14 protein-coding genes and 9 pseudogenes are annotated in these 25,523 nt (G+C 69.4%); 13 read left to right on the forward strand and 10 right to left on the reverse strand.

Annotation, left to right across the window (positions count from 1 at the left end):
- Nucleotides 1–205: 205 nt before the first annotated feature.
- Nucleotides 206–1,093: pseudogene (locus tag OG306_RS00865) on the reverse strand (alpha/beta hydrolase); the annotation flags it as partial.
- A gap of 684 nt (nucleotides 1,094–1,777) precedes the next feature.
- The gene (locus tag OG306_RS00870; RefSeq protein ID WP_371665041.1) at nucleotides 1,778–3,409 is read right to left on the reverse strand and encodes an ISAzo13 family transposase; all 1,632 of its coding nucleotides are present in this window, start codon (nucleotides 3,407–3,409) and stop codon (nucleotides 1,778–1,780) included.
- A 348-nt stretch (nucleotides 3,410–3,757) separates the two neighbouring features.
- On the opposite strand from OG306_RS00870, the pseudogene OG306_RS00875 reads away from it, so the two are divergent.
- From OG306_RS00875 to uppS, 3 genes and pseudogenes are all read left to right on the forward strand, one after another.
- Nucleotides 3,758–4,951, forward strand: a pseudogene (locus tag OG306_RS00875) (IS4 family transposase); the annotation flags it as partial.
- A 232-nt stretch (nucleotides 4,952–5,183) separates the two neighbouring features.
- Nucleotides 5,184–6,046, forward strand: a pseudogene (locus OG306_RS00880) (ABC transporter permease).
- Nucleotides 6,047–6,062: 16 nt separating this feature from the next.
- A complete protein-coding gene (gene uppS, locus OG306_RS00885) occupies nucleotides 6,063–7,952 on the forward strand; it encodes a polyprenyl diphosphate synthase (RefSeq protein ID WP_266908063.1) in 1,890 nt (629 codons plus the stop codon).
- 241 nt (nucleotides 7,953–8,193) lie between these two features.
- On the opposite strand, the gene OG306_RS00890 is transcribed toward uppS, so the two are convergent.
- Nucleotides 8,194–8,493 carry a hypothetical protein gene (locus OG306_RS00890; RefSeq protein ID WP_327259590.1) on the reverse strand — a complete coding sequence of 100 codons (300 nt, stop codon included), beginning with the start codon at nucleotides 8,491–8,493 and terminating at the stop codon, nucleotides 8,194–8,196.
- Nucleotides 8,494–8,906: 413 nt separating this feature from the next.
- On the opposite strand from OG306_RS00890, the gene OG306_RS00895 reads away from it, so the two are divergent.
- The 4 genes from OG306_RS00895 (at nucleotide 8,907) to OG306_RS00910 (ending at nucleotide 12,172) form a co-directional block, all read left to right on the forward strand.
- Entirely contained in the window at nucleotides 8,907–9,158 is a 252-nt protein-coding gene (locus tag OG306_RS00895; RefSeq protein WP_266751517.1) for a DUF6207 family protein, read from the forward strand.
- 118 nt (nucleotides 9,159–9,276) lie between these two features.
- A complete protein-coding gene (locus OG306_RS00900) occupies nucleotides 9,277–9,660 on the forward strand; it encodes a hypothetical protein (protein WP_266745039.1) in 384 nt (127 codons plus the stop codon).
- A 20-nt stretch (nucleotides 9,661–9,680) separates the two neighbouring features.
- Entirely contained in the window at nucleotides 9,681–10,685 is a 1,005-nt protein-coding gene (locus OG306_RS00905) for an IS3 family transposase (protein ID WP_266745038.1), read from the forward strand.
- A 308-nt stretch (nucleotides 10,686–10,993) separates the two neighbouring features.
- Nucleotides 10,994–12,172, forward strand: coding sequence for a DUF418 domain-containing protein (locus tag OG306_RS00910; protein ID WP_266908067.1), 1,179 nt, complete (start codon nucleotides 10,994–10,996; stop codon nucleotides 12,170–12,172).
- 344 nt (nucleotides 12,173–12,516) lie between these two features.
- On the opposite strand, the pseudogene OG306_RS00915 reads toward OG306_RS00910, so the two are convergent.
- Nucleotides 12,517–12,837: pseudogene (locus OG306_RS00915) on the reverse strand (DUF4232 domain-containing protein); the annotation flags it as partial.
- Here OG306_RS00915 and OG306_RS00920 point away from each other — a divergent pair.
- Nucleotides 12,822–12,971: pseudogene (locus OG306_RS00920) on the forward strand (IS110 family transposase); the annotation flags it as partial. The pseudogenes OG306_RS00915 and OG306_RS00920 sit on opposite strands and share 16 nt — an antisense overlap.
- 25 nt (nucleotides 12,972–12,996) lie before the next feature.
- Entirely contained in the window at nucleotides 12,997–13,470 is a 474-nt protein-coding gene (locus OG306_RS00925) for a DDE-type integrase/transposase/recombinase (RefSeq protein WP_266908133.1), read from the forward strand.
- Between the two features lie 82 nt (nucleotides 13,471–13,552).
- Here the strand turns inward: OG306_RS00925 and OG306_RS00930 are convergent.
- The 4 genes and pseudogenes from OG306_RS00930 to OG306_RS00945 all read right to left on the reverse strand — a co-directional run.
- Nucleotides 13,553–14,377 (reverse strand): annotated as a pseudogene (locus OG306_RS00930) (transposase); the annotation flags it as partial.
- 105 nt (nucleotides 14,378–14,482) lie between these two features.
- On the reverse strand, nucleotides 14,483–16,267 hold the full coding sequence (locus tag OG306_RS00935) for a reverse transcriptase/maturase family protein (RefSeq protein WP_266751484.1): 1,785 nt from the start codon (nucleotides 16,265–16,267) through the stop codon (nucleotides 14,483–14,485).
- A 517-nt stretch (nucleotides 16,268–16,784) separates the two neighbouring features.
- Nucleotides 16,785–17,492: pseudogene (locus OG306_RS00940) on the reverse strand (ISL3 family transposase); the annotation flags it as partial.
- 636 nt (nucleotides 17,493–18,128) lie between these two features.
- Nucleotides 18,129–19,688, reverse strand: coding sequence for an SDR family oxidoreductase (locus OG306_RS00945; RefSeq protein WP_327259589.1), 1,560 nt, complete (start codon nucleotides 19,686–19,688; stop codon nucleotides 18,129–18,131).
- 350 nt (nucleotides 19,689–20,038) lie between these two features.
- Between OG306_RS00945 and OG306_RS00950 the strand changes: the two genes are divergently transcribed.
- Complete coding sequence (locus tag OG306_RS00950; RefSeq protein ID WP_371666200.1) at nucleotides 20,039–20,344, forward strand: MarR family winged helix-turn-helix transcriptional regulator; 306 nt, start codon at nucleotides 20,039–20,041, stop codon at nucleotides 20,342–20,344.
- A 36-nt stretch (nucleotides 20,345–20,380) separates the two neighbouring features.
- On the opposite strand, the pseudogene OG306_RS00955 reads toward OG306_RS00950, so the two are convergent.
- Both OG306_RS00955 and OG306_RS00960 read right to left on the reverse strand, forming a co-directional pair.
- Nucleotides 20,381–21,049, reverse strand: a pseudogene (locus OG306_RS00955) (cryptochrome/photolyase family protein); the annotation flags it as partial.
- 97 nt (nucleotides 21,050–21,146) lie between these two features.
- Entirely contained in the window at nucleotides 21,147–22,520 is a 1,374-nt protein-coding gene (locus tag OG306_RS00960; RefSeq protein ID WP_266908137.1) for a cryptochrome/photolyase family protein, read from the reverse strand.
- A gap of 238 nt (nucleotides 22,521–22,758) precedes the next feature.
- Between OG306_RS00960 and OG306_RS00965 the strand changes: the two are divergent.
- The 3 genes and pseudogenes from OG306_RS00965 to OG306_RS00975 form a co-directional block, all read left to right on the forward strand.
- Nucleotides 22,759–23,217, forward strand: a pseudogene (locus tag OG306_RS00965) (transposase); the annotation flags it as partial.
- Between the two features lie 229 nt (nucleotides 23,218–23,446).
- Nucleotides 23,447–24,811, forward strand: coding sequence for a PAS domain-containing protein (locus OG306_RS00970; protein ID WP_371665042.1), 1,365 nt, complete (start codon nucleotides 23,447–23,449; stop codon nucleotides 24,809–24,811).
- Nucleotides 24,775–25,473 (forward strand): PP2C family protein-serine/threonine phosphatase, encoded by a 699-nt coding sequence (locus OG306_RS00975; protein ID WP_266908073.1) that lies wholly within the window; start codon nucleotides 24,775–24,777, stop codon nucleotides 25,471–25,473. Before OG306_RS00970 ends, OG306_RS00975 begins: the two co-directional genes overlap by 37 nt.
- The last annotated feature ends 50 nt before the right edge of the window (nucleotides 25,474–25,523 follow it).

Genomic DNA, 25,523 nt, shown 5'->3' on the forward strand with positions numbered 1-25,523 from the left:
CCGTCGGTGCGTACCCACGCGTTCGGACCCTGCTGGACCGTGTCCGGCCTTGCGGCGGCGGATGCCGCGGGCGGCGCCAGGACACCCGTCGCCACCAGGCCGACGGCCACCGCGGCCGCGGCTGGTACGCCACTGATGCGAGGTGGGGCCTTCCGGGAAGGCCCCACCTGAACACCCTGGACCGGTGAGAGTCAGAAGCGGTTGTTCATCTCCCGGCCGGCGTTCGGCAGGTCAGGTCCTTGGCCGGAAGCCTGCCCGTGGTCAGGTAGACCGTGGCGGGCTCGTCCGCACAGGACTCGGCGCCGTAGACGCCGTGCCCCTCTCCTCCCGCGACAGTGACCATCCGCGAGCCGCGCAGGACCCGGTGCATGCCCTGGGCTGCTGCCAGGGGCGTTTGGGAGTCCCACTTGTTCTGCAGGATCAGCGCCTTGACCTCGTTGTCCACCTTGGTCGGCGCCTCACTGCCCGGCTTCCAGAAGGCGCACGGCTTGATGTTGGACGCGAAGTCGCCGTACAGGGGATACCGGGCCTTGTCGCGGACGGCGTCGCGCCGGTATTGCTCGGGGTCGCGCGGCCACGAACGGGAGGTGTCGCCGCACATGACCGCCCAAAGGCTCGCGGTCTCGTTCTCCGGGGGGAGCTCGGGGTCGGGCGCCGGCACAGCGGGCTTGTTGCCCTCGGCGGCCTTCTTCAGCCCGGCGACCCAGTCGGCAGCCTTGTGCGCCCGGAAGAACATGTCGCGCATGGCGCGGATGTCGTCACCGGTGAGGGGTCCCGCGTCGGTGTCGATGGGCTTGCGGTTGGCTCGGGCGACGATGTCCCGGAAGGTCTCGCGGACCTCGGCCGGGGTCTTGCCCAGTTGGTACGTCGTGTGCCGCTGGGCAGTCCACTGGCTCCACCGCACGAAAGCGGGCTCGGTCCCCTCCGCCATCTGCTGGAAGGTACCCCGTCCGTACCGCGCGGGGTCGATCGCGCTGTCCAGCACGAACCGGTCGGTTTGCCGGGGGTACATCTGCATATAGACGGCACCTAGATAGGTGCCGTACGAGCCCCCCAAGTAGGAGATCTTCTTCTCTCCCAGGACGGCACTCACGGGGTTGTACCCGTGGCAGTGGACTCCCACCGATGGCGAGGCGTTCATCGTCCACCTTCGCAGCGGGGCCAAGCCGATCCAGTTGTCTACGGCTCGGTCGTACGAGGTGGAGATCGAGCTGTTCGTGGAGTACCTGCTGGACCGCCGGTACGGGTGGGTCGAAACCTGCCAGGAGCGGTTCGGCCTGTCACCGCAGGTGATCTTCAGATCCTGCGTGATGCGGCTGGGGCGTGCGTGGCCGTTCCGTCAGAGCGTCTCGGTGACGGCGAAAGCGGACGGCATCCTCAATCGCCGGCACGCCGGACCCGACTCCGAGGGCGGGCCTCGGGGCCGAACGCGGACGGTGACTGCCGACCCAGCGGCGGCACAGCCAGAGTCGAGCACGTCGGGCTCGGGCGCCTCCATACCGGCCGACGGCCCGTCGAGATTCTGCGTATTACACCACCGCATCCACCCAGCGGTCGCATGCTCGCTTGATCAGGCGAAGGTGTCGGCTGGCGGCCGTCCACGCCCTCGACGAGGCGTCGGCCGACCGCGCGCTCACCCGGAGCTCGGCAACGATTCGCTGGTAGACAGCGGCTGGCAGGAAAGGCGTACCAACGTGGCGGTACCCCGTGTTCAAGCGCGTATCGAGCGCCCGGGCGAACGCATGGGGCCGTCGAGAAATTACTGGTGCGTGTCGGGTCAATCGTCTGTTGTCGTTGCGTGTATGACATAGCGGGCGAGTTCGCTGGGGTCGATAAGGCGGACCGGGAGCGGGTCGCTGTGGTGGCCGTGTCGCTGTAGCAGGGGGCGGGTCTGCTGGAGGAGGGTGCGCATCTGGTTCTCGCCGACGCGGAAGAGGTGGGCGATCAGCGAGGCGGGCAGCCCGCGCTGGTCCAGGACGGAGGCCCAGATGATGTTTTCGACCGCGAGTTTGCGGTGGCGGGGTCGCTGGCCCGGTGCGAGTTGGTCGATCAACTCACGAACTCTGCTGACGAGTTGGTCGAGGGCTTGCCGGGTGAGACCGGTCAGCACCGGGTGGGTGGCCAGCGCCGCGTCGAAGGTGTGGGCCTGGCGGGGATGGGCTCGGCGCCCTTGCGGCTGCAGCGGCACGGCCGGGACGCCGGGCTGCGGCGGAATGGTGTAGTTCCACTCGCCGTGGAAGTCGTCGGGGTCGATACGCAGCGCCGCAAGGTGCTGGGCGTCAATCTCGATACCGGTGGGATAGGCGCCCTCGTCCAGGCGGGCGCTGACACGCAGGCCGGTCGTGGTCGTGGTGGAGGCGATCAGGTTGAGAGCGACTTCGTAGCTGGTCAGCGGGCGGGCGCGCCAGTTCATGGAGATGAAGGAGAACAGGCGATGTTCGACCTTGTTCCATTTCGATGTGCCTGGGGGCAGGTGGCACACGCTGATCTCCAGACCCGTCTCGGTGGCCAGGGCGGCGAGGTTGGCCTTCCAGGCGCGGGCGCGGGAGCTGTTCGAGCCCCCGCCGTCCGCGGTGATCAGGAGTCTGTGTGCGTCGGGGTAGGCCGTTTGGCCTTCCTCCCTCCACCAGCGGCGCAGGGCCGCGACCGCGAACGCGGCGGTGTCGTGGTCGGTGCCCACCACGACGAAGCCGGTATTGCGCCCCAGGTCGTAGATGCCGTACGGGATCGCCGTACCGGTAGCGTGGGAGGGGAAGTCGTGGTCGAGGACCTTCACCGGCGCACCCGGCGGCACCCACTCCCTCCCGGCCTGCGCGAACAGCCCGATCTGCTCCTTCTTCTTGGTGTCCACACTGATCACGGGATCGCCGGCGGCCAGGAACTGGCCCACCGTGTCGTTGAGGTGCCGGAACTGGGCATCACGGTCCGGGTGCGAACTCCCCGCCAGGACCCGCGCGTTCGCGCGCAGGCTGAACCCGGCCTGCTTGAGCAGCGCGGCGATGGTGTCCCGGCCCACCGCGTGGCCCTGGGCGGCCAGTTCACCCGCCAGGTGGCGCAGCGACTTCGTCGTCCACGTCAGCGGCCGTATGGGATCACCCTGGGTACTGTCCTCGACCAGGGCCAGTAGTGCGGCCCGCAGCCCCGGATCCTTCTCGGCCGCGGCCGGACGGCCCGCGCCGGCCCGGCGGGTACGGCCGTGTGGCGCGGGATCCTCCTCCAGCTCGGCCAGCCCACGGGAGACGCAGCCCTTGGAGACTCCTGCCGCCTTCGCGACGGCGGCGATCCCACCGTGACCGAGTATCCGGGCCTCCGCCCCGTACAACAACCGACGCTGACGCTCGTCCAGATGCGGCGTCACCGCCTCCAGCTTCGCCCGCAACGGACCGATCAACTCATCGAAACGCCCCATACCACATCAACGATCCGAAGGCTCGGAAGCAACCCGTAGAAAATCGACGGCCCCGAGTACGCGGCGGTCAGCCCGGTGGCATCAGCGAGATCCGCCAGCAACCGTGCCCCGGCATGCCCGACCACCCCCGAACCATCGGCACTGACATGGACCTTGGGACGCAACCCGATAGCCTGCACGTAGAAAGTGCCCTCCGCCTGGACCGACAGAACCCCTCAGCAAGGTTCATCGTCCCAGGTCAGGAAGGCACTTTCGCGTTTCCGCCCCAAAGTCAGCCGTACCCAAGTGAAACGGCGAGGTTAACCCCAATACCGGTAACTTACGGAGATTCTGCTCGTTGTTGTTGGTATGCCAAGAGCGGGCCAACTGAAGTCATCTGGTGAGCGGTTGTCGGACCGAGTTGCGGTCGGAGTGCTGACGCAGGCGTTTCCTCGGTCGCTGGTGGACGAGGTACTGGTGGAGACGGGCCGGATGCAACTGCGGAACCGGTTGCTGCCGGCCCGGTTGGTGGTCTATTTCGTGCTGGCGATGTGTTTGTTCTCCGGGCAGAGCTATGAGGAAGTCGCCCGGCTGCTGACAGCTGGTCTGCAGGACGAGCGGCGTTGGCGTGGGACGTGGGTGGTGCCGAGTACGGCTGCGATCTGGAAAGCCAGGTCCCGGCTGGGTGTGGCGCCTCTGCGGCGGCTGTTCGCGCGCGTGTGCTGTCCGGTCGCCACACCCGACACGCAGGGCGCCTTCTACGGCGTCTGGCGGCTGACCGCGATCGACGGCACCACGTTTGACCTGCCGGACACGAAAGCGAACACGGAAGCGTTCGGCCGCCCGCCCCGCTCCGGGCGGGGCGAACTTGAGGTCGGCCGCCCGCAGTTGCGCATGGTCGGCCTGGTGGAATGCGGCACCCACGTCGTTTTCGACGCTGCGGTCGGAGGTCTGCGCGCCGGAGAGCAGACACTGGCCCGGGCGGTGCTGGGGTCCCTGCGGCCGGGGATGCTGCTCCTGGCCGACCGCGGTTTCTACGGCGTGGACCTGTGGTGCAAAGCGGCAGCCACCGGGGCGGACCTGTTGTGGCGCGTGCGCAAGGACCTGGTGCTGCCGGTGGTGGAGCAACTGCCGGACGGCTCCTACCTCACCGAAATTTTCGATCGGAGCGACATCCACCACACTCGTCGTGGGGTGCGGGTGCGCGCGGTGGAGTACACCATCGCCGGCCACGAGGGTGTCTACCGGCTCCTCACCACCATCCTCGACCCGTCCATGGCCCCAGCCGCGGAACTGGCAGCCCTTTACGCCCAGCGATGGGAGTTCGAGTCCACCCTCGACGAGATCAAGACCCACCTCGGCGGGTCGCACCTGGTGCTGCGTTCACAACACCCTGACGGAGCCGAGCAGGAACTTTACGGCTTCCTGCTCGTCCACCACGCTATCCGGCACCTGATGCACCAGGCCGCGAACCAAGCCGGTCAGGATCCCGACCGCATCTCCTTCATCCGTTCAGTGCGCGTCGTGCGCCGCCAGGTCACCGACCAGGCGGCATTTTCCCCCGGCAGACTCACCCGCGCGGTCAAAGCGACCCACGCTGAACTCATCGAGCGTCTCCTGCCACCGCGACGCCGCAGATCCAACCCCCGCGTCATCAAACGCAAAGTCCTCGCCTGGCCCCTCAAACGCGCCGCCCACCGTGTTACGGACCGTCCAGCTATCCCGACTCTCACCATCGTCAACGCCACCAAACCCAAACGGGTCAAGCGGACCAAAGCGCCCTACGTTACCGGTATTGAGGTTAACCCGGTTCGCTATCGCCACCCGGTTCGCGCTGATCGAGCATGGCCGCAACCGGTTCGCCCTGGTGCTCGTGAACCTGTTCGTCCCCCTGTGGGCGACCCTTGCCTATCTGGCGATGCCCGACACCCCGGCGCACATGCGGCTTCGCGCCACCGGGGAGACGCTGGCGCCGGATGGCAACGAACTGACTGAGATCAGCGGCGCGCTCAACGCGGTCACTCTGATCACCGGTTTCATGATGTTCGCCGCCACATTCTCCGGCAACCACTTCGACCGCCGGCTGGCGATGGCCGGCTATCCACGCACCCACCTCGTCCTGGCCAAGGTAACCGCACTGGCTCTGGTATCGGCGGCGGTCGCCGCCTACGCACCACGGTCACCTGCCTGGCCTGGACACCCCGGCAGCCTCTGCTGCTGGCCGCCGCGCTGTTTTGCGCCGGGCTCACCTACGGCGCTCTCGGCGTCGGCTTCGGCTCCGTGCTGCACCGGGACGTCGAGGGCATGTTCGCCATCGTGATGACCAGCATCATCGACCTCGCGCTGCAGAACCCGGTCACGAACTCCGGGGCCGACAACCCGGTCATGCGCTACCTGCCCTCCTACGGGGCCATGCAGGCCAGCACGGCGGCGGGATTCTCCACCAGCCCAGTGCCGCGCTATCTGGCCATCCAGCTCACCTGGTTCGCGGGGGCGGCCCTCATCGCCCTGGGGGGCTTCCGCCGCAGCACCCGCAGCGCCCTGCCCACAACAACCCAGGCCCCTGAGCCCGGGCCAGGCAGCGGCAATTCCTTCCTTCCCGCGCCGCGCCAAGCTGCCACGCCATCGGCTACGGCATCCGACACGGAAACACACTGAGGTCCTGGTTCCCGATATGCGCGCGAAACCGCAGCCCACCCCTGCACACCTTGACGCGGCCACGCAAGCGCGGCAGAGCCGAGCCACCGCCCGTTCGCTGACCGGCGAGGACCCCGTCCTGCGGGCGGCATACCGGCTGTGCCGCCGCACCACACGACAGCACGATCCCGGGATCTACGCCCTCGTCCAGCTGATGCCGTCCGTGCTGCGCCCGGCGTGCTGGGCCTTGTGGGCGGCTGCCAGCGTCCTTGACGACCTGGCAGACGAACAAGATGCGGAGCCGGCCAAGCGCGCGGCCCGCGTCGAGGCGTGGACCAGGGCGGTGAAGCACGACCTGGCGGCGGGCACGAGCACGGATCCTATCCGGCACGCCCTGGTGGACACCGCCGGACGATGGCGTCTGGACCTGTCCAGCCTGCAGGGCGCCATGGCCAGGACGCGAGACGACGCCCACGGTCTACGCTTCACCGACTGGGCCGCATGGCGGGCCTGGTGCAATGAGGGCCTGGTGCCCTGGGTCGACCAAGTACGGCAGCTGTTCGAGCACGCCGGCGCACCGATGACGCTACGGCTGGACCGGCAAGCCGACTACGAACACTTCATCGACGGCGCCCAGCTCACCGACATCCTCACCGACCTGAGTGCCGACCTCGCCCAGGGCCACCTGCTCCTGCCGCAGGAAGCCCTGGAGCCCTTCCCCGGCGCCGAGGGGGACCTGACCCAGGGCCGCTGGAGTCCGGCCGTAGCGGCCTTGACCGCCAAGCTGACGGCCCTGGCCCGCCAATGGGTGACCAGGCCCGCCATGACGAGAGGAATGCACCCGGGCGCCGCCACCGTGCTCAACACGGCCGCAGACCTGATGCGCGCCCAACTCGACGCCATCGACGCGGCCGGCCCCACGCTGCTGAAACGGGCACCGAGCCCCTCCGCCGTGGCCCGCACCCGCGTACTGGCCCCCGCCCGCCTCCGGTCGGCCATGGCCTGGAGCCTGACCCCCCTGACCGTGCCGGATCCACGACGACCCGCGGTGGCCGTGAGGGACCCGAGCCCGGCAGCCGACGGCACCGGACTCCGACCCCCGCCGCCGCACCCCGACGGCGCCCGGCGCCCGCAGATCGCAGCCGACCAGATGCCCTCCCACGTGGCGGTCATCATGGACGGCAACGGGCGCTGGGCCGAGCAGCGCGGCCTGCCCCGCCATGAAGGCCACCGCGCCGGCACCGCCACCGTGCACGAGATGGTTTACGGCGCCCTGGAGATCGGCCTGCGCCACCTGACCCTCTACACGTTCTCCACCGAAAACTGGAAACGCGACAAAGAGGAAATCACAACGATCCTGGAGACGGTCCAACGCGAACTCGACGAGGGCCCCATCCGTGACCTCGACGTGCGCCAGCACTGGTCCGGCCGTCCCGACGAACTGCCCGAGGACCTCGTCCATGCCCTCAGACGCGAAGAGCGCCGCACCCGCCCCCGCACCGGACTGACACTCACTATGTGCATCAACTACGGCGGCCGCGACGAGATCACCCGGACCGCCGCAGCACTCGCCCAGGCAGCCCGAGAAGGTGAAGTGGATCCCCACCTCATCGGCCCGGACGACTTCGCGCGCCATCTGCCCCACCCCGACATGCCGGACGTCGACCTGCTGTGGCGCACCGGCAACGAGCAGCGCACCTCCAACTTCCTGCCCTGGCACGCCACCTACGCAGAGCTGTACTTCACGCCCGACTACTGGCCCGACATCGACCGACGTGACCTGTGGCAGGCCATCACCGAGTACAGCCGACGCCAACGCCGCCACGGCGCCGTCCCCGCCCCCCTCACCTCCCCCGAAGACCACCGGCCGTCCCCTCGCGTCCAACCTGACTCCCGCCGCCTACAAGTTCCAGCCCAGCCAACGTAGAAGTCGTCCCATTCGCTGCTGTACTCCGCGCAGCCCTCCCACAGCCGCCCGAACTCGGGGTCGGCCTGCCGGGCGTCCAAAATCTGCCCAGCCCGGTTCGCGACGGCGGCGGGCTGGATGACGGTGGTCATGGTGGTGGCCCCTCTCGTGTCGGATCGAGTAGTACTGTCCGTCCGGGGTCCGGACGGGGCGATACGCCGCGCACCCGGGGACCGTGGTCCTGCCCGGGCACTCGGCAGTTTCAGGAAGCCCCCGTGGCTGGCGGGGGTTGTGCGAGCCGGTCCAGCCGTCCGCACAAGGCGCGGACCAGCCGGGCGCGGCCCTGGGCGCAGCGCAGGGTGCCCTCCGCCGGGGACATCGAGTGCGGCGCACCGGGTGCGCGCGAGAGTGCCGGGCATCGTCGGGTGGTGCGCACCGGTGCGGTGCCGGACATCGTGGTGCGCACGAGAGTGGAGTCCACCGTCAGCCGGTGCGCACGGGAGTGGAGCCCACCGAGTGGAGTCCACTCGATGCACAGCATCCGATGATGGGCGTCGTGCACCGGATGCAGAACATCGTGCGGTCCACTCGGTGGACGATGCCCGACATCGTCACCACAGCCAGGCGTTGGAGTGCCGCACACCGAGCACTGCACCCCGGTCGGCCAGGCGGCCGGCCCCCACCACCCGGGACAGAGCGCGCGTCATGGCGCGCGGCCGCGTTGCCGATGCGGTTCTGCTGGGACCGGGACCGACGGCCGCGCCGACTACAAAGCCCGCCTTGGCGAGCCCTGCCGGTGGGACTGGGTCGGCGACGTCCCCTGAACTTCTGTCTCTGCGACGCCGCCCCGCCGCCGAGCATGGGGCAGGCGGTGCCGTCAACCACCGCCCCGGAGGGCGGGCCTCGCCTCGCTCGTATGGATGGTGTGCACGGCGTCGGTGAACCCGGCCAGGCGATCGCCGCGTTAGATTCGGCGTGACGATCGACGCCCAGCACATCGACGAGCCCGGCCTCGTGGTTCTCGACATCACCGCCGGCGACGAGGAAGAGAAGATCACTGAAACAGTCGCAAGCGGCAACATAACCCGCGATCTCCATGACCGGGCTCTTGCCGGGCGTTACCTCGCGCGTGGCCCCATAGGGAGCGCTGATCTGGTGACGGTCCTCGCCATGCAGGTGGCCAACCGCCGAAGGCGGAGGCACCTGGCGCCACCATGCCCCCGGTGACCGCACACGGTGACCGAGAGGCTTCAACTGGTGAGGAATACCCTCTCTGTCAGCCTTGGGTGAGACATCCCGTTCTGCGGGGTTAGCCTGAGAGGGCACGACAGGAGAACCGTCCCTTATGCCCAGTACAGAGCCCGTCGGGTCCGACCCGGCACCGAGGCCGAAGCGCCGTACCTTCACCTCGGAGTACAAAATGCGGATCGTCGCCGAGTACGACGCCGCGCCCAGGAACGAGAAGGGCGCGGTCCTGCGCCGGGAACGCCTCTACCACTCGCATGTCAAGGAGTGGCGGGCCGCCCGGGATGCCGGGGCCCTGGAAAACCTGGTCGACCGCCGGACCAGCCCGGCCCGTGCGAAGAAGTCCGCCGCGGAGGTGGAGAACGAAAAGCTGCGGCAGCAGGTGGAGCGGTTGCAGAAGGACCTGGCACGGAACAAGGCCGCACTCGAGGTGATGGGAAAAGCTTCCGCGCTCTTGGAAATGATCTCCGAGAGCGCGGACTGAAGCCTGCCGCCGACCCTGTCGTGGACGAGGCGTTCACCGGCGTCGAGGTTCAGCTGGGCATCACGGCCGCCTGTCGGCTGACCGGCCGCTCCCGCGCCACGCATTACCGTCGGCTCCGGCCGGCACCACCGCGCAGAACACGTACCCCGCAGGTGCAGCCGTCGGCCCTGACGGCCGAAGAGCGGTCTGCGGTACTGGAGTTGATGAACGGCGACGAGTACGCCGAGCTGGCGCCTGCGCAGATCTGGGCCCGCGAGCTGGATGCCGGGCGCTATCACTGCTCCGTCTCGACGATGTACCGGATCCTGCGCGAGCAGGATCAGTCCGGTGAGCGCCGACGGCAGGCCACCCATCCCGCCAAGGCGGTGCCCGAGCTGGTCGCCACCGGCCCGTCGCAGGTGTTCACCTGGGACATCACCAAGGCGGCCGGACCGGTCAAGGGCGTCTGGTATCACGCCTACGTGATCATCGATATCTTCAGCCGGTACATCGTCGGCCACACCGTCGAGCGAGCCGAATCAGCTGTGCGGGCCGAGGAGCTGATCCGCGAGACCATCGCCCGCAACGGCATCGTGCCCCAGACCGTGCACGCGGACCGCGGCACCTCGATGACGTCGAAGAAGGTCTCCCAACTACTGATCGATCTGGGCGTGACGCGGTCGCACTCGAGGCCGAAGGTCTCCAACGACAACCCTTACAGCGAGGCCCAGTTCAAGACCACGAAGTACATGTCGGACTATCCCGAACGGTTCAATTCGCTGGCCCACGCCCGCGAGTGGTTCGACGCGTTCTTCGCGTATTACAACCATGAGCACCGGCACTCGGGTATCGGCTGGCACACACCCGCCTCCGTCCACTTCGGGACCGCCGAGGAGGTCCGTGACCAGCGCGCGGTCACCCTCGCCGAGGCATACGCCCGCCACCCCGAACGCTTCGGCCGCCGCCCCAGACCACCCGAGATACCCCAGACGGCCTGGATCAACGACCCGGCCAAACGCAGGGAACCCGCACCACAAACCTCATAGCGTCACGACCGTCTCACTGGACTTGAAATCTTCCGATACGCGACTCTCGAATACGCGAGGTCGCCAGTTTCAGGCCCCCCACCGAGAGCCGGATCACATACGTTCCGCCTCGCCGTCTGTACATTCGAAGTACACGCGCCGATGGCTGTCCATGCCTGCTGCACCGAGCCCAAAGCCCCAGATGACCGGGGCGGCTCCGCGAGCAGCGGCTCCGGACATCCGGCGCAGGTGGGCCTCCGCCGGATGGCGGGGCGGCCCGGACATCTGCCGGTCACCCGGCGATCAGCCCACTCTCAAACCTGGAAGGCATGACTCAGTACTCAGACGTCGCAGCTCCTGTGGTAGACGCCCCGGCCCCCGTGCGCGACAGAGGGAAGGCACCGGCGGGTCGGCTGATCGGGCTGGACCTGGCCCGCGGACTCGCGGTGTTCGGCATGTACGCGGCTCATGTGGGGCCCGACCCTGACCAGGGCGGTGCGATCGGCTTCCTGATGGAGCTGGCCCACGGCAGATCCTCCGCTCTCTTCGCCTTCCTGGCGGGCTTCGCCGTTGTCTTCATCACCGGGCGTGTGACGCCGAAGACGGGCCGGGCCGGGCGTCAGGCGGTGGCCAAGGTGGTGATCCGGGCCGTGATCCTTCTGGCCCTGGGCACCGTGCTGACCATGAGCGGCATCCCGGTCGACGTGATCCTCGCCTTCTACGGCCTGTACTTCCTGCTCGTACTGCCGCTGTACCGGCTCGGCGCCGGCCCCTTGGCGGCGATCGCCGCGGGAACGGCCCTCGTCCTGCCCCAGGTGCTCTACGTGGTGCAGCAGGCGATCGGCGACAGTGGCGTCCGCTCGCCCGGTGAGCCCGACGGCATCGTCTCGCTGCTCTTCACCGGCACCTACCCGGCCCTGACCTGGATCCCGTTCGTGATCGCCGGCATGGCCGTGGCCCGCCTGGACCTGGCTGCCACCGCTGTCCGGACACGCCTGGCCCTCACGGGTGCCGTCCTCATGATCACCGGCTACGGAGGCTCCTGGCTGGCGCTGCACGTCGCTCCCGGCGCCGCCGACGCCATCGGCGCGGGTGGGGCCAGCGCGTGGTGGTCCGACATCGCGGGCTATCCGTCCGGTGACACCCCCGCCTGGCTGCTGGCTGCCTCCCCGCACAGTGAGACCACCCTGTCGATCCTGGGCAACACCGGTGTGGCGATCATGGTAGTGACCGCGTGTCTGGCCGCGACGGACACCCTCCCGCGGCTCCAGTTCCTGGCCCGGCCGGTCATCGCAGTTGGTTCCATGTCGCTGACCGCGTACGTTTTCCACCTCGTCGGCATCCGGTTCCTGGGCATCGAGGAACTACCCGGATCGCCCCTGTATGTCCTATTTGGCTTCATCGCGGCCGCCTTGGTGTCCGCGACCGTCTGGTCGCGCTTTCAGCAGCGCGGACCACTGGAATGGATGATGGCCAAGGCGACGGGCCTGGCCCGGCACATCCGCTGAGCGCAGAACCGGCTGGACCGGTAGAGGGCGGCTGTCAGCCTGCCGTCGATGTCCGTGGTCGCGTGCTTCGCCGCGGCGCGGGAGATGCTCGTGCGGCGGCCGGGTTGGTGTCTCGTGTGCGAGCCGGATCGGTGCCCGCGGCGACGGCCTGGATGGTGCCCAGGGCGCGGGCGACGTCGAGCAGCCGGTACGCGTGCGCGCGGCTGATGCCGAACTCCGCGTCACCGTACCCCTCCCAGCTGCTTTCTCTGTGTCGAGTTCAGCGTGTTGGGGGCTTTGCATTCCGTACTGGCGGGTGCTCGGGCAGCGGCGCGGTGCGGCCTGAGCACCCTGGGACGTGCGGGTCAGCCGCCCTGACCGGCGCTCCCCATCGGGCCGACCTTCACCTGGGAGCCGGAGCCGTCCGTGACGGGCAGAGTGTCGGCGCCCGGCCAGTGGAGGGTGACCGACTTCGTCTCGTCCGGCGGGGTCACCACCAGCCCCGTGATGCGGACGCCGGAGCCGCCCGACGTGTTGATCGGGTAGTTGATGCCGAAGTACACCGACTTCCCGTCCTTGAGGGTCATCGGGGTGGCCTTCTCACCGGTGCGCTTCGCGGACAGCGACCCCGAGCTGGTCTTCAGGTCGACGCCGGCGTACCCGGAAAGCACGGCGCCGCGACGACCACGGAGACTGGCACGCCGCCGCCCAGCGCAACCTCTTCAACCGCATGATCGGCCAGCTCTACCACTGCCTCCAGCACGAAGAGCTGTTCGACGAACACACCGCCTTCCCCGTCGAACTTGCCGCCGCAGCTTGACGAGTTACGCGCCTGAGGTGTCTACATCCCCACCGCCGAGGGCTGGCTCTACCTCGCCTCGTGGCTGGACCTGGCCACACGGGAGGTGATCGGCTACTCGATGGCCGACCACCACCGCGCCGAACTCGTCGTCGACCCCCTGGACATGGCCGCCAACCTGGGCCGCCTGGAACCCGGCTGCGTGATCCACTCGGACCGCGGATCCGAGTACACCTCCACCCAACTTGGCGCAAAAATCTGCCAGTTGGAATGCCGCCAGAGCATGGGGCGGACTGGAATCTGCTACGACAACGCCGCCGCCGAGAGCTTCTGGGCCGTCCTCAAGGAAGAGATCGGCACTCGCTTCTGGCCGGACCGGGCCACCGCCCGCGCCGAGATCTTCGCGTTCATCGAGACCTTCTACAACCGCCGCAGGCTCCGCAAGCACATCGTGTGGGGATACCTCACACCCCACGAAACGCGCCTGCGTCACCAGCGGGAACAAGCCCTCGCGGCATAACAAGATCGTGTCCAGGATCACGGGGAAACTTCAACAGCTACTTAGGCTCTGTCCCGTAATCGGTGGTAGCGCTATGTGGTGGTCATTGGAGGAGGACGCGGTGGCGGAGCAGGGGAAATCCGGCTCGGCCGTGCATCTGTCTCGTGATCATCTTGGTGCGTGTGTTGACGCCCTCGGTGCGGCCGTTGTGGTGGGGGTGAGTGAGGCCGGCGTTGACCGCGGCGCGGTCGAGTTCGAGGCCGTGCGCGAAGGTGTGCAGGTGGGGCAGGTCGCAGGCGCGGACGGCTGTGATCCACTCGGTGAGCTTGGTGTCGTTGCCGGTGGCGGGGGTGAGGAGTTCAGCGAACTCCTTGACGAGACGCGCGAGTTCGGTCATCTCGGGGCAGGCGGCAGTGAGTTCACACAGGAGTTCGGCGTCCTTGTCCCGCAGGTTGTCGGGGTGGGTGAGGAGAAGGAGGGCGAGGCGGCGCGGGGTGATGACGGGCCGGTCGCCCTCGGCCCGGCCCTGGGTGATGTAGCGGTAGAGAAGATTGAGGCTGCCGGTGTAGCCCAGTTCCTTGATCTCGCGGAAGAGTTGAAGCACGGGGACGGCGGGGTCCGCGGTCCGGCGGGCGCGCAGGTGGTCGCGGTAGGGGTCGACGAGGGTGGGCCGGTACTGCGGGGCCCGGCGCAGGGCGTTGGGCTCCTGGGTGCGGGCGTAGCGTTTGACGGTGTTGAGGGCGAGGTTCAGGCGGCGGGCGCATTCGAGCAGGCCGACGCCCTTGCCGAGGAGGTCGTGGACCTGGTGCCAGCGTTCGCGGGTGGTCTGCCCGCGTGCTCCCTCGGGGCGGGGTGGGTTGACGGTGGCCCAGCAGGAGCTGTGGGAGCGGACCTCGGCCAGGGCCTTGTCGCAGAGGTTGTGCCACAGGGTACTGGTGGGCCGTCGGCGAGGTGCCTGCTGAGCAGGTCCTTTTCCCACGGCCCCCAGCCCAAACGACGCATGCGACTTTCACCGCACGTCGCTTTCCAGTGACTACTCCGTGAGTGCTGGGGCGGGCTTCTTGCCGTGGATGTCCGCGTGACAACTTCCGCAGACCACAAGGGCTTTGCGATGTCGTGCGGCCATGAGATCTGCCCACGGTGGCCGGGTTCCTGATCGTCCGAGGTCTGCGAGCTTGGCGACGTGGTGGACTTCCACCTCGTTGATCTGCCCGCAGGACTCGCACCGTCCGGCGAGGAGCCGGGTGACCAGCTCCTTGCGTTTGGTGTTGACCGGGGCCAGCCGACGGTCATTGATCACCGTCTTCTTGTCCCGTCGCAGCGGGATCCCTCCGAACCGTCCGACCAGTGGCTTCCTGCCGGTGCGTTCGACGCGGGCTTCGAAGCACTTGCGCAGTCCGTGCGGGGTCTCGATGGTGGCCGCGTACTTGCGGGCCATCTTCGACACCGACGAGCGGTGCTTGTTGGCGAGCGTCATCAGCATCGAGGTCTCCATGACCCATTGCAGCCGGGCGAGTCGAAAGACGTCGCCGGCCAGCAGGTAGTACTGGACGATGCCGCGGTACTCCGACCCGTAGGTGCTGAGGATGACGTGATCGTCCTGGTTCAGCAGTTCCGGCCGACGCGCGGGTTTGCCGCGCTTCATGTACTGGGCTTGCTTGGCAGATACCACCGAACGAGGGACGCGCAATCTGATGACCCCATTGACGGAACGACGTCCGCCGGTGATCTTGCGGTCGTTGTGGTGCACGGTGATTTCGTAGCCGAGGAACCTCGCCGCCTGGGTGCGGGCGTGCGTGATGAGGGTCTTCTCCGGCGACAGTTCCAACCTGAGTTCGTCACGGATGAATTGTGCCAGCCGCTCTTTGATTTCCTCGGCTTCTGCCTTCGGTCCGGCGAACCCGAGCAGGGTGTCGTCGGCGTAACGCGTATATCGCAGTCGCCGGTAGCCAGGATCATGAGTATCCATGCTGGGCACACTGCGAAGTTGCTTGCGCAGCTCCCGCACCTCGGTGCGGTCATCGCGCTTGCCTGCGCGTCTTATGGCCGCCCACACCCGATGAAAGGCACGGTTCGGCTGCCTGACTCTTCCCCGGGTGTATTCCGGGATCAGAATATTCTCGACGTACTCATCCATCTTGTGCAGATAGATATTTGACAGGATCGGTGAAACTACACCGCCTTGCGGACTCCCGCTGTGCGTAGCGTTCCAGACCCAGTCCTCCATGTATCCGGCCTTGAGCATGTTGCCCATCAGCCGCAGGAACCGGTTGTCTTGGATTCTTTCACCCAGGATTCGGAGCATGACCGAATGGTCAAGGCGATCGAAGCACTGGGCGATGTCGCCCTCGACAAACCAAACTGTGCCCGTCCAGGTATTGGCCACATCACGTAGTGCGGTGTGACAGCCCCGGCGGGGACGGAAACCGTGCGAGGAGTTGGAGAACGTCGGCTCGTAATACGCCTCAAGCAGCAGACGGATCACCTCGCCGACGAGTTTGTCACTCCAGGGCGGCAGGCCGAGCGGGCGCAGCTTCGTGCTGCCCCGCCCCTTTGGGATATAGACCCTTCTGGCTGGGCTCCACCGGTAGCGTTCGTGACGCAGCGCGTCGATGACGTGCTCGATTTTTCCCAGCGACATGCCGTCCACGGTCTCCCCGTTGACCCCCGGTGTCATTGACCCCTTGTTGGAGTACAGACGGCCGTAGGCCAGCAGATACAACTGCGGATTGAAGAGCTGTCGATACAATTCGCTGCACGGCAGGCCACGCCTGCCGCGTTCACGGAGGACACCCAGCACCGTTTCGGCGCTCTGCATTACGCATACCTCCCGATCCTTGAGTGTCCGATCACCTGGCCCCTTTCCCGTCCTCCTTGGCCGGTCGTGACTCCGGCGACTACTACGGGACCTCCGTCGCCATAGGAAGATCTCACCCCTTAGGCGATCCCATGTTCGTCCTTGTCGTACGTAATAGCGTGAGGTAGGCGCCCCATTCATCCCCTTGAATTCCCTCACTGGGCATCGCTCCGCGCTCCGGAGGTTGCGTCGGCCATGGCACAAAGCCGTCGCAGGGCGCGGCACCGGTTTCAGGCATTTTTCCGGTGGATTCGACCTTCAATCTTCTGGGGATTGGGATTCAGGCAATCCAGCTTTCGCCATATCACGCGGGTCCCACGACGCCCCGTCTCCAATGCCTGAGCCCGGCCGTCGCTTTCCTGGCATGCTGCGGTCCCCTCACCGTTTCCGGATTAGGTAAGCCATCAGACCCAAGAATTTCCTTCCGAATTCTTCCCGACTGAGTCGGGGATACGACAAGGCGCCTCATGGCGCACTGCCACCGGTCGCTGACCTGCACCGCGGCGGGCAGGGCCCGGCGTATGGCCTCGCCGTAGGCGCCTGAGCCGTCCCGGCAGACGATCTCAGCGCCGGGATGCTCGCGCAGCCACGCCTCAAGGGTGTCCGCGCTGCGGTCGGGGAGTACGTCGATCCGCTCGCCGGTCTCGGCGTTGATCACGATGGTGGCGTACCGGTGGCGGCGCTTGAGCGCGAAGTCGTCCACGCCCAGCACCCGCGGCACCCGGCGCGGAGGCAGCGGCAGTCGCATGAGCATCCGCAGGGCGGTCGAGCGCGACACCGCGGTGGCCAGAGCCCGGGAGAGGCGGGCGCCCGCCCGGCCCGCTAACTCCTTGACTACGCTGCCGAGTTGGTCGGTGAGCCGGTTCGTCCGGCGCTGGTAGCGCCCCAGCAGGCCGGGCACCTGCTCACGAAACGTCTGCCACGGACAGCCCAGCACCGGGCACACCAGGCGCCGCACCCTCACCGACACCACCACCCGCCTGCCGTCCACCGCCACGTCCGCCACCGTCCGGCCGTGAAAGCCGTGCACCCGCCCAGTCGGCGTCCCGCACACCGGACACGGCACCGGATCATCACGGGTACGCGCCACCACCCGGACCAGCTCACCCTCATCCGCCACACCCTCGATGACCAGGGCAGACAGACCCGAAAACACCACACCCACAAGGGCATTGACCTCAAGCACGCCCCAGCCTGACACACAGTGACGTACGGTCACCACCGATTACGGGACAGAGCCGCTCGTTTGACAGACCCGGTTGGGGCAGGGCTGCTGGTTGCGGGGCTTCAGTCGGCTACTGCTTTCTGGTGAAGATGCCGGTGTCGGCCTCGGTGAGGACGTCGAGCTTCCGACGATGGCAAGCAGTTCGCTGCTGGTTGCAGTTCCACCCGTACAAGCACTCCAGAGGCAAGTGGGGGCGCAACCGACCGTTGGGGCTCCATATGCCGGAGCCTGGCATACGGAACGGTCCGTTGACCACGGGTTTCCCCTGGTCAACGGACCGGATTGAGCGGCACCCCCTGCGGTTTCGACCGGTGACCGAGGAATGGCGAGTGCTGTTCCTCCGGTCTACGCAGAGCCGGCGCAAGGCAGTCTCGACGCTCGTTCTGTCGGGGTGTCAGGTGTGTATGAGGGCGGTCAAGGCCATTCGGCTCGTGCGTCTGCCCTCAGCCGGGGTGGCATTCGCCCAGTGCGGTGACGGGCGCTCCCCGGGGAGTGGAACAAGGTGCAGCGCGACAGGGCGCTCACCGACGCATGGATTCTCCTGGGCGTCCTTCGGGCGGGACGGCGGGCAAGACCGGCACCGGGGAAGGCCGGACCTCACCCGGTCCGTCGGACCGCCGACGAGGCCGTACGGCCGGCGGAGGGCGCCCCGCTCCCCGGGCCGTGGCCGCCCGCCCGCTCGGCCGTGCGGGCGATGTTGCGGGCCATGCCGCCGAAGACGACGGCGTGGAAGGGGGAGATACTCCACCAGTAGGCGTGACCGAGCAGTCCGCGCGGGTGGAACAGGGCGCGCTGGCGGTAGCGGGTGCGGCCCGTGTCGTCGGTGCCGGCGCACATCTCCAGCCAGGCCAGTCCGGGAAGCCGCATTTCCGCGCGCAGCCGCAGCAGCCGGCCCGGCTCGATCTCCTCCACCCGCCAGAAGTCGACCGAGTCGCCCACGCGTAGCCGGTGCGCGTCCCGGCGTCCGCGGCGCAGTCCCACGCCCCCCACGAGCCGGTCGGCGATGCCCCGCACGGACCAGGCCAGGGGGAAGGAGTGCCAGCCGTTCTCCCCGCCGATGCCCTCGATCACCCGCCACAGGGCCTCGGGTGGGGCGTCGACCAGGCGTTCCCGCAGGTCGGTGTAGAGGCTTCCACCCGCCCAGGCGGGGTCGGTGGGCAGCGGGTCGCTGGGGGCGCCGGGTACCGAAGCAGAAGACCAGCGGGTGGCGACCTCGGCTTCCCGCACGCGCATGAGCGCCAGCCGTACCGCCTCGTCGAAGCCGATGGGGTGGCCGGGCGGGTCGGGGATGTAGTGGGTGATGTCGTTCTCCTGGCACACCACCTCGTGCCGCAGCGACTCTGTCAGCGGCCGGGCGATGGATGCGGGGACCGGGGTGACCAGGCCGACCCAGTGGCTGGACAGGCGGGGGGTGAGCACCGGCACCGGCAGGATCACGCGCCGGGGCAGTCCGGCGACCGCCGCGTAGCGCAGCATCATGTCCCGGTACGTCAGCACGTCGGGCCCGCCGATGTCGAAGGCGCGGTTCACGTCCGCGGGCATCCGGGCACCGCCCACCAGCAGGCGCAGCACGTCCCGGACCGCTATCGGCTGGATGCGGGTGCGCACCCAGCTCGGTGTGACCATCACCGGCAGCCGCTCGGTCAGGTAGCGCAGCATCTCGAAGGACGCCGAGCCGGACCCGATGATCACGGCGGCGCGCAGCACCGTCGTGGGTACCCCGCTCGCCAGCAGGATGCGCCCGACCTCGGACCGGGAGCGCAGATGAGGCGACAGTTCCCGCTCGGGCACCCCGGCCGGGGTCAGCCCGCCGAGGTAGACGATGCGGCGCACGCCGGCGCGGGCGGCCTGCGCGCCGAAGACGCGGGCGCCCTCGCGGTCGGTGTCCTCGAAGCCGCGTCCGGTGCCGAGCGCGTGCACCAGGTAGTAGGCCACGGCGACCTCCCGCATCGCGGCACCGACCGTGGCGGGGTCAGTGACGTCCCCGCGGACCACCTCCACCTCCCCGGCCCAGGGGTGGTCGCGCAGTTTCCCGGGGGAGCGGGCCAGGCAGCGCACCCGGTATCCGGCGGCCAACAGTTCGGGCACGAGCCGTCCGCCGATGTAGCCGCTGGCCCCGGTCACCAGGCACAGGGGTCGGTCCGCCGTCGTCTCCATAGCTCCTCCTACTTTAGGGTGTTCGGCCGTCGCACCGCATGCGGATGCAGCCCGGCCGTGACCCGCGAGTACCCCGGTACGATGCGCCAGATGAACACGGAGACGAGCGGAGGGGCCGCCGATGGCGCGTCCCCTGCCGCCGGTGACCTGCACACCGTGGCCGCCGGTCCCTCCACCGGCGGCGCCTCCACCGGTGACCTCCCCGCCTTCCCGGGCGACCTGTCGGCCTTCGCGGGCTGCGCCGCATGCACGGCGAGGTCGGCCGGGTCATCCAGCAGTACGCGGCCCGGCAGAACCTGCACGCCACCGACGTACAGGCGCTGGCCGCCATCCTCGACGCGCCCGAGCCGATGCCCCCCACCAGGCTGCGTGCCCTGCTCGGCCTCACCTCGGGGGCGGTCACCGCCTGCGTCGACCGGCTGGAGCGCGCCGGGCACATCCGACGGGTGCGTGAGGACACGGACCGCCGGGTGGTGCACCTCCACTACGCCGCCGACGCCCGCGCCGCCGCCTGTACCCACTTCTGTCCCCTCGCCGACGCCCTGCGCCGGGCCGGGGCAGACTTCGACGAACACGAGCTGACCGTGGCCCTGCGGTTCCTGACCGCGCTGAACGACGCTCTCGCCCAGGTACCCGGGGAGTCCGCCGGTCGCTGAGGCGCCGTCCGCACCGAGGGCGGCGACACCTGCATCGGCGGGGAAGCGGCGGGGCCCGTCCCGGCCGACGAATCGCACCTCGTCCTCGCGTTCCCACCGGTCGAGGTCGTCGCGCACCTCGGCGTCGATGTCGTCCTCCCGCGGCCGGTACGGGCCCGGCACGTCGAGCTCTCGGGCGCCGCCCGGCGGGGGCTTGCGGTTGGCGTGGTCGTGGTTGAACCGGCCGCCGGCCGGGTGGCCGCCCTCCATCAGCAGGTCGTGCTCCTGGCGCACCCAGCGGTAGAAGTCCTCCTGGAGCAGCCGCCGCCCACCGCGCCCCTCGGCCCAGCCTGCGAACTCCTCGCGCACCACCAGGAAGCCCCGTGCGGGCAGCACCCGCACCCGGGGCAGGGCGCGCACCAGCCGGAGCGCCGCGTACGAGGTGGGGTGGCACACTGTGACCGGCGCGCCGCCCACCGCGCGGCGCAGGCCCTTACGGTAGGTCTCGGCCCGGACGTACGTCATCCGCACGCCCAGTTCCGCCGCGCGGTGCCGCATCGCGGAGAGCACCAGGTGCGCCTTGGCGCGGTGGAAGCGGCGCCGCCGGAAGACCGACCTGGCTTCGATCATCACCACGGGCGCCCCGCGGTCGGGCCCGTCCTCGCCGGCCGGCGTGAGGAAGTGCGGGCCGAGCAGGTCGCCGAAGATCCAGTGCGGGGTGGGCATGGGAAAGGCACCTTCCGTGCGATGCGGGGTGTGGCGTACACGTACGAGGTGTTGCGCGTGGTGCCCGGCGGCCCGGCGGATGTCCTCCCGCCGGACTTCAGGAGCGCCCCCGGGCCCGCTTGAAGCGGTCCAGGCCCTCCGCCAGGGACACCACCGGCTCGGGGTAACCGGTGCTCGCGCGCTCTTGCGCCGGAAGGTTCCACGGCTCGTGCACGTCGGCCGCCTTCACGTCCGCCAGTTCCTCCACCCAGCGCCGCACATAAGCTCCGTCTGGGTCGTACCGCTTGCCCTGGGCGATGGGGTTGAGCACCCGGTTGGGCCGGGTATCGGTGCCCGTGCCGGCCATCCACTGCCAGTTCAGCTGGTTGTTCGCCATGTCGCCGTCGACCAGCAGGTCCAGGAAGTGCCGGGCGCCCACCCGCCAGTCGACGTACAGCGTCTTGGTGAGGAAGCTCGCGGCCAGCAGCCGGCCCCGGTTGTGCATCCAGCCCTCCTGGCGCAGCTGCCGCATCGCCGCGTCCACCACCGGGTAGCCGGTGCGGCCCTCCCGCCACGCCTCGGCGTCCGCCTCCGCGTCCTTCCCGCCGCGCCACCGGTCGCGGTGGGTGCGGTAGTCGCGTGCGGCGGCGTCGGGGCGTGCGGCGAGCACCTGGCGGTTGAAGTCGCGCCAGGCGATCTGCCGTACGAACGCCTCCGCGCCCGCGCCGCCGGCCCTGCGGGCCCGGTGCACCACCTCGACCGGTGACAGTGTGCCGAAGTGCAGGTGGGGGGAGAGCCGGGAGGTGGCGTCGCCCGCCAGGTCGTCGTGCCGTTCCTCGTAGGCGTCCACGCCGGAGCGCAGCCACGCGGTTAGCCTGCGCCGCCCCTCCGCCTCGCCGCCCGCGCACAGCCCCGGCGACACCCCGCTCACGTCGCCGCGCTCCGGCAGCGGGGCGGAGACCACCTCCTCTGGCACGGTGATCGCGCGCGGCGCGTCCAGCACGTCCCGCAGGCCCTGCGCGGACCAGCGCCGGCAGTACGGCGTGAACACCGCGAAGTGGTCGGAGGAGGCCGGGGTCACCGTGCCCGGCGCCACGGCGGTGCTCACCGTGTCGTGCACGTACAGGCGCCGCCCTTCGGCCTCCAGCGCCAGGCGCAGCCGCTGCTCGCGCGCGTGCGCGAAGGCGCTCACATCGCCCGCCATGTGCACCTCGTCGGCGTCCGCTTCGGCGGCCACCCGAAACACCTCCGTGACCGTGTCGCCCTCGCGCAGCACCAGCCGGCCGCCCCGCTCCCGCAGCCGGGCGTCCAGGTCCCGCAGGCAGTCGGCGAGGAACGCGAGCCGGTTCGGCGCGGCGAAACCCGCTCCGTCCACGGCCGGGTCACGCACGAACAGCGGCGCCACCCGGCCTCCTCCGTACAGGGCCGCGCGCAGTGGCGGGTGGTCCGACAGGCGCAGATCGCAGGTGAACACGACGACCGAGGTCTGCATGGGGCTCACTTCCGCTTCCGGTGGGGTCACTCTCGGATGATTTCGCCCCGTCGGCCGGTGCCGGATGCGGCTGGCCGCCGGTAGTCCCCCGTTTGGGTGTCGGCGCATCCGCGGCGGCGGCCAGCGGGGAAGTACCTAGGGAAAACGTCAGGCGCCTGTGGAGAAGGTGACGTCGTCACCCGGGGGACGGGGCCGTGCGGAATCCGGTGCGTGCTCTCGGCGAGCCGCCTGAGCCCCCGCTACGTACTACTACTTCGCCGCCTGGCGGGACGACGGAACCGACCAGGTCATCCAAGAACTCCTGCGCTGCCAGGTCCGCGGGCGGGCCCGCCGATTAGAGGACCCGACCCTGGTGGTGCTGGACACACAGAGTGTCCACGCGGCTGCCGGGGTCCCCGCCTCCACGACCGGCCGGGACCCGGCGAAACGGGTGCCCGGCCGGAAGCGGGCACTGGCCGTGGACGTTCTGGGCCTGGTCATCGCCGTCATCGTCCTCTCCGCCAGCACGCACGACAACGCCGCGGGCATCGCCCTGCTGGACCAGGTCGCCGCACACACCGGCGACACCGTCCGCAAGGCGCTGGTCGACCAGGGCTTCAAGAACCAGGTCGCCGTTCACGGCACCCGCATCGGCATTGACGTCGAGATCGTCGAACGCACTCCGCCCGCTGTTCGGGGGTCTGGGCCTCGACCGCAAACAGAAACAGGCTAGGCACAGACGGCACATACAGGAGCACAGAATGTAACTGTGCGTGGCCGGTTGATCGCTGGCGCCGCGCTTACTCCAGAGAGCGGGGATTACCCCGTGCTGCCGAGGGCCTAGGCGCACGCCAGGTCCAGCGGTGTCACGCCGGGCATGTCCGGCCCACTCGTGAGCCTCGCGCAGATGGCCGCATAGTGGAAGAGAGCAGCCCGCTAGGAGCCTCATGCACCGTCCCGAAGTATTCGACCAGGCGGCCGACGCAGCGGAGGTACGCCTGGGTGGCCTGTGGCCGAACGAATTGCTGGTGGCCGGGGTGCGGGTGGACGCCTTGGGCCGCATCGTCCACTGGGATGCGGCGGCCGAGGCCCTGCTCGGCTATCCGGCGTCGGAGGTGCTGGGCAGCCGGGGCGAGCTGCTCATCCCGGCGGAAGGCCGCTCCGCGGCCTGGTCGCTGCTGGAGCGGGCCGCCGCCGGCCGTGCCACGACGGGACCGTGCACGGCGCGACACCGGGACCGGCACCTGATGGAGCTCGCGGTGTGGGCCTACCAGGTCCCGGAACCGCCCGGTGCCGGCGGCGATGTGCTCGTGTTCCTCGTGGACGTTTCCGCAGCGTTGGAGATGCGGGTGTCCCGCGCCGTTCTGGACGGGCTGTTCAGCCGCTCGCCGATCGGGCTGTGCGTCTTCGACAGCGAACTGCGCTATCTGCGTGTCAACACCGCTCTGGAGGCGATCAATGGCGTGACCGAGGCGGGGCACCTCGGTCGGCGGCTGTCCGAGGTGCTGCCCGGTGTGAACAGCGCCGAGGTGGAGACCGTGATGCAGCGGGTGCTGGACACCGGCGAGTCCGCGGTCGACTTCCGCGCAACGGGCCGCACCCCGGCGACCCCGTACGAGGACCGGGCGTGGTCGTGCTCCTACTTCCGTCTGCAGGACACCCGGGGACGCCCGTTCGGCGTCGGCGCCTCGGTGGTCGACGTCACCGCACGGGACCGGGCCGAGCAGGCGGCCGCCGAGAGCCACCGGCGGCTCGACCTGCTCAACGAGGCCGGCACCCGCATCGGTACCACCCTGGACATGGCGCAGACCGCGCAGGAACTGGCCGACGTGGCGCTGCGAGGGCTCGCCGACATCGCCACCGTGGACCTGATGACGGGGGTCGCCGACGACGCCGAGGATCCCGGCAGCGACCTGACCGGCGGCATCACGGTACGGCGGCTCGGCAAGGCCCCGGCCCAGGGCTCGCCGGCGGCCGAGGCCCTCGCCCCGCTGGGCGCGACCCTGCACTATCCGGCCGGTGCACCCTACGTGCAGGCCATAGCACTTCGGTACCCCTTCGTGGTCGCCGAGGTGGACGAGCGGACCGTCACCGCCTCCTCCTGCCACACCGCCGCCATCCGGCAGCTTCGCGAGCTGGGGGTCCACTCCCTGCTGATGGTCCCGCTGCTCGCCCGCGGCAGGGCGCTGGGGGTGGCCACCTTCTTCCGGGCGCTCCCCGCGCGGCCCTCTACCTCGACAACGCCCGCCTGTACACCCGCGAACACGACACGGCAGTGCTGCTGCAGCGCAGCCTGCTGCCGCACCGGCTGACTCCTCCGCCCGGGATCGAGATTGCCCACTGCTACCGGCCCGCAAGCGACGTCAACGTGGTCGGCGGTGACTGGTACGACGTCGTTGAGATGCCCGAAGGACGGACCGCCCTGATGGTCGGGGACGTCATGGGACACGGCATCGCGGCCGCGGCCGCCATGGGTCAGCTGCGCAGCACCATGCGGGCGCTCGCCCGCCTGGCGCTGCCCCCCGAGCAGCTGCTGCGGCAGCTCGACACCGCTCTGCCGGACCTTCCCGACACACCCCTGGCCACCTGCACCTACGCGGTCTGCGACCCGGCAGCCGGCTGCTGCTCGATCACCCGGGCAGGCCATCCCCCACCCGCCGTCATCCACCCCGACGGCACCGCCGAACTGCTGGAACTACCCGCCGGAGCGCCACTGGGCGTCGGCGGCATCGACTTCGTACCGACCGACCTGCCACTGTCCCCGGGCAGCATTCTCACCCTCTACACCGACGGCCTCGTGGAAACCCGCTGCACGGACCTCGACCAGCGCCTGACCCAGCTCCGCGACGTGCTCACCGCCAACTCCGCGCTGCCGCTGGACGACCTCAGCCGAACCGTACTGGACCGGCTCGACCCCGCACCCGACGACGACGTCGCCCTGCTGCTCGCCCGGATCAGCACCCCGGACCCATAGGGCCAGCCGGGCTGCCGCTGGCGGACGGCAGCCCGAAAGAGGCCGCCGCC

Origin of the sequence: Streptomyces sp. NBC_01241 (assembly GCF_041435435.1) — a bacterium.
Classification (GTDB): domain Bacteria; phylum Actinomycetota; class Actinomycetes; order Streptomycetales; family Streptomycetaceae; genus Streptomyces.

What these genes read in the sequence shown, in the direction of transcription:
- OG306_RS00870 (WP_371665041.1), bottom strand. Translation starts at nt 3,409, where the DNA reads ATGGGGCGTTTCGATGAGTTGATCGGTCCGTTGCGGGCGAAGCTGGAG.
- OG306_RS00950 (WP_371666200.1), top strand. Translation starts at nt 20,039, where the DNA reads ATGCCCCCCACCAGGCTGCGTGCCCTGCTCGGCCTCACCTCGGGGGCG.
- OG306_RS00910 (WP_266908067.1), top strand. Translation starts at nt 10,994, where the DNA reads ATGACTCAGTACTCAGACGTCGCAGCTCCTGTGGTAGACGCCCCGGCC.
- OG306_RS00960 (WP_266908137.1), bottom strand. Translation starts at nt 22,520, where the DNA reads ATGCAGACCTCGGTCGTCGTGTTCACCTGCGATCTGCGCCTGTCGGAC.
- OG306_RS00935 (WP_266751484.1), bottom strand. Translation starts at nt 16,267, where the DNA reads ATGCAGAGCGCCGAAACGGTGCTGGGTGTCCTCCGTGAACGCGGCAGG.
- uppS (WP_266908063.1), top strand. Translation starts at nt 6,063, where the DNA reads ATGCGCGCGAAACCGCAGCCCACCCCTGCACACCTTGACGCGGCCACG.
- OG306_RS00945 (WP_327259589.1), bottom strand. Translation starts at nt 19,688, where the DNA reads ATGGAGACGACGGCGGACCGACCCCTGTGCCTGGTGACCGGGGCCAGC.
- OG306_RS00970 (WP_371665042.1), top strand. Translation starts at nt 23,447, where the DNA reads ATGCACCGTCCCGAAGTATTCGACCAGGCGGCCGACGCAGCGGAGGTA.
- OG306_RS00900 (WP_266745039.1), top strand. Translation starts at nt 9,277, where the DNA reads ATGCCCAGTACAGAGCCCGTCGGGTCCGACCCGGCACCGAGGCCGAAG.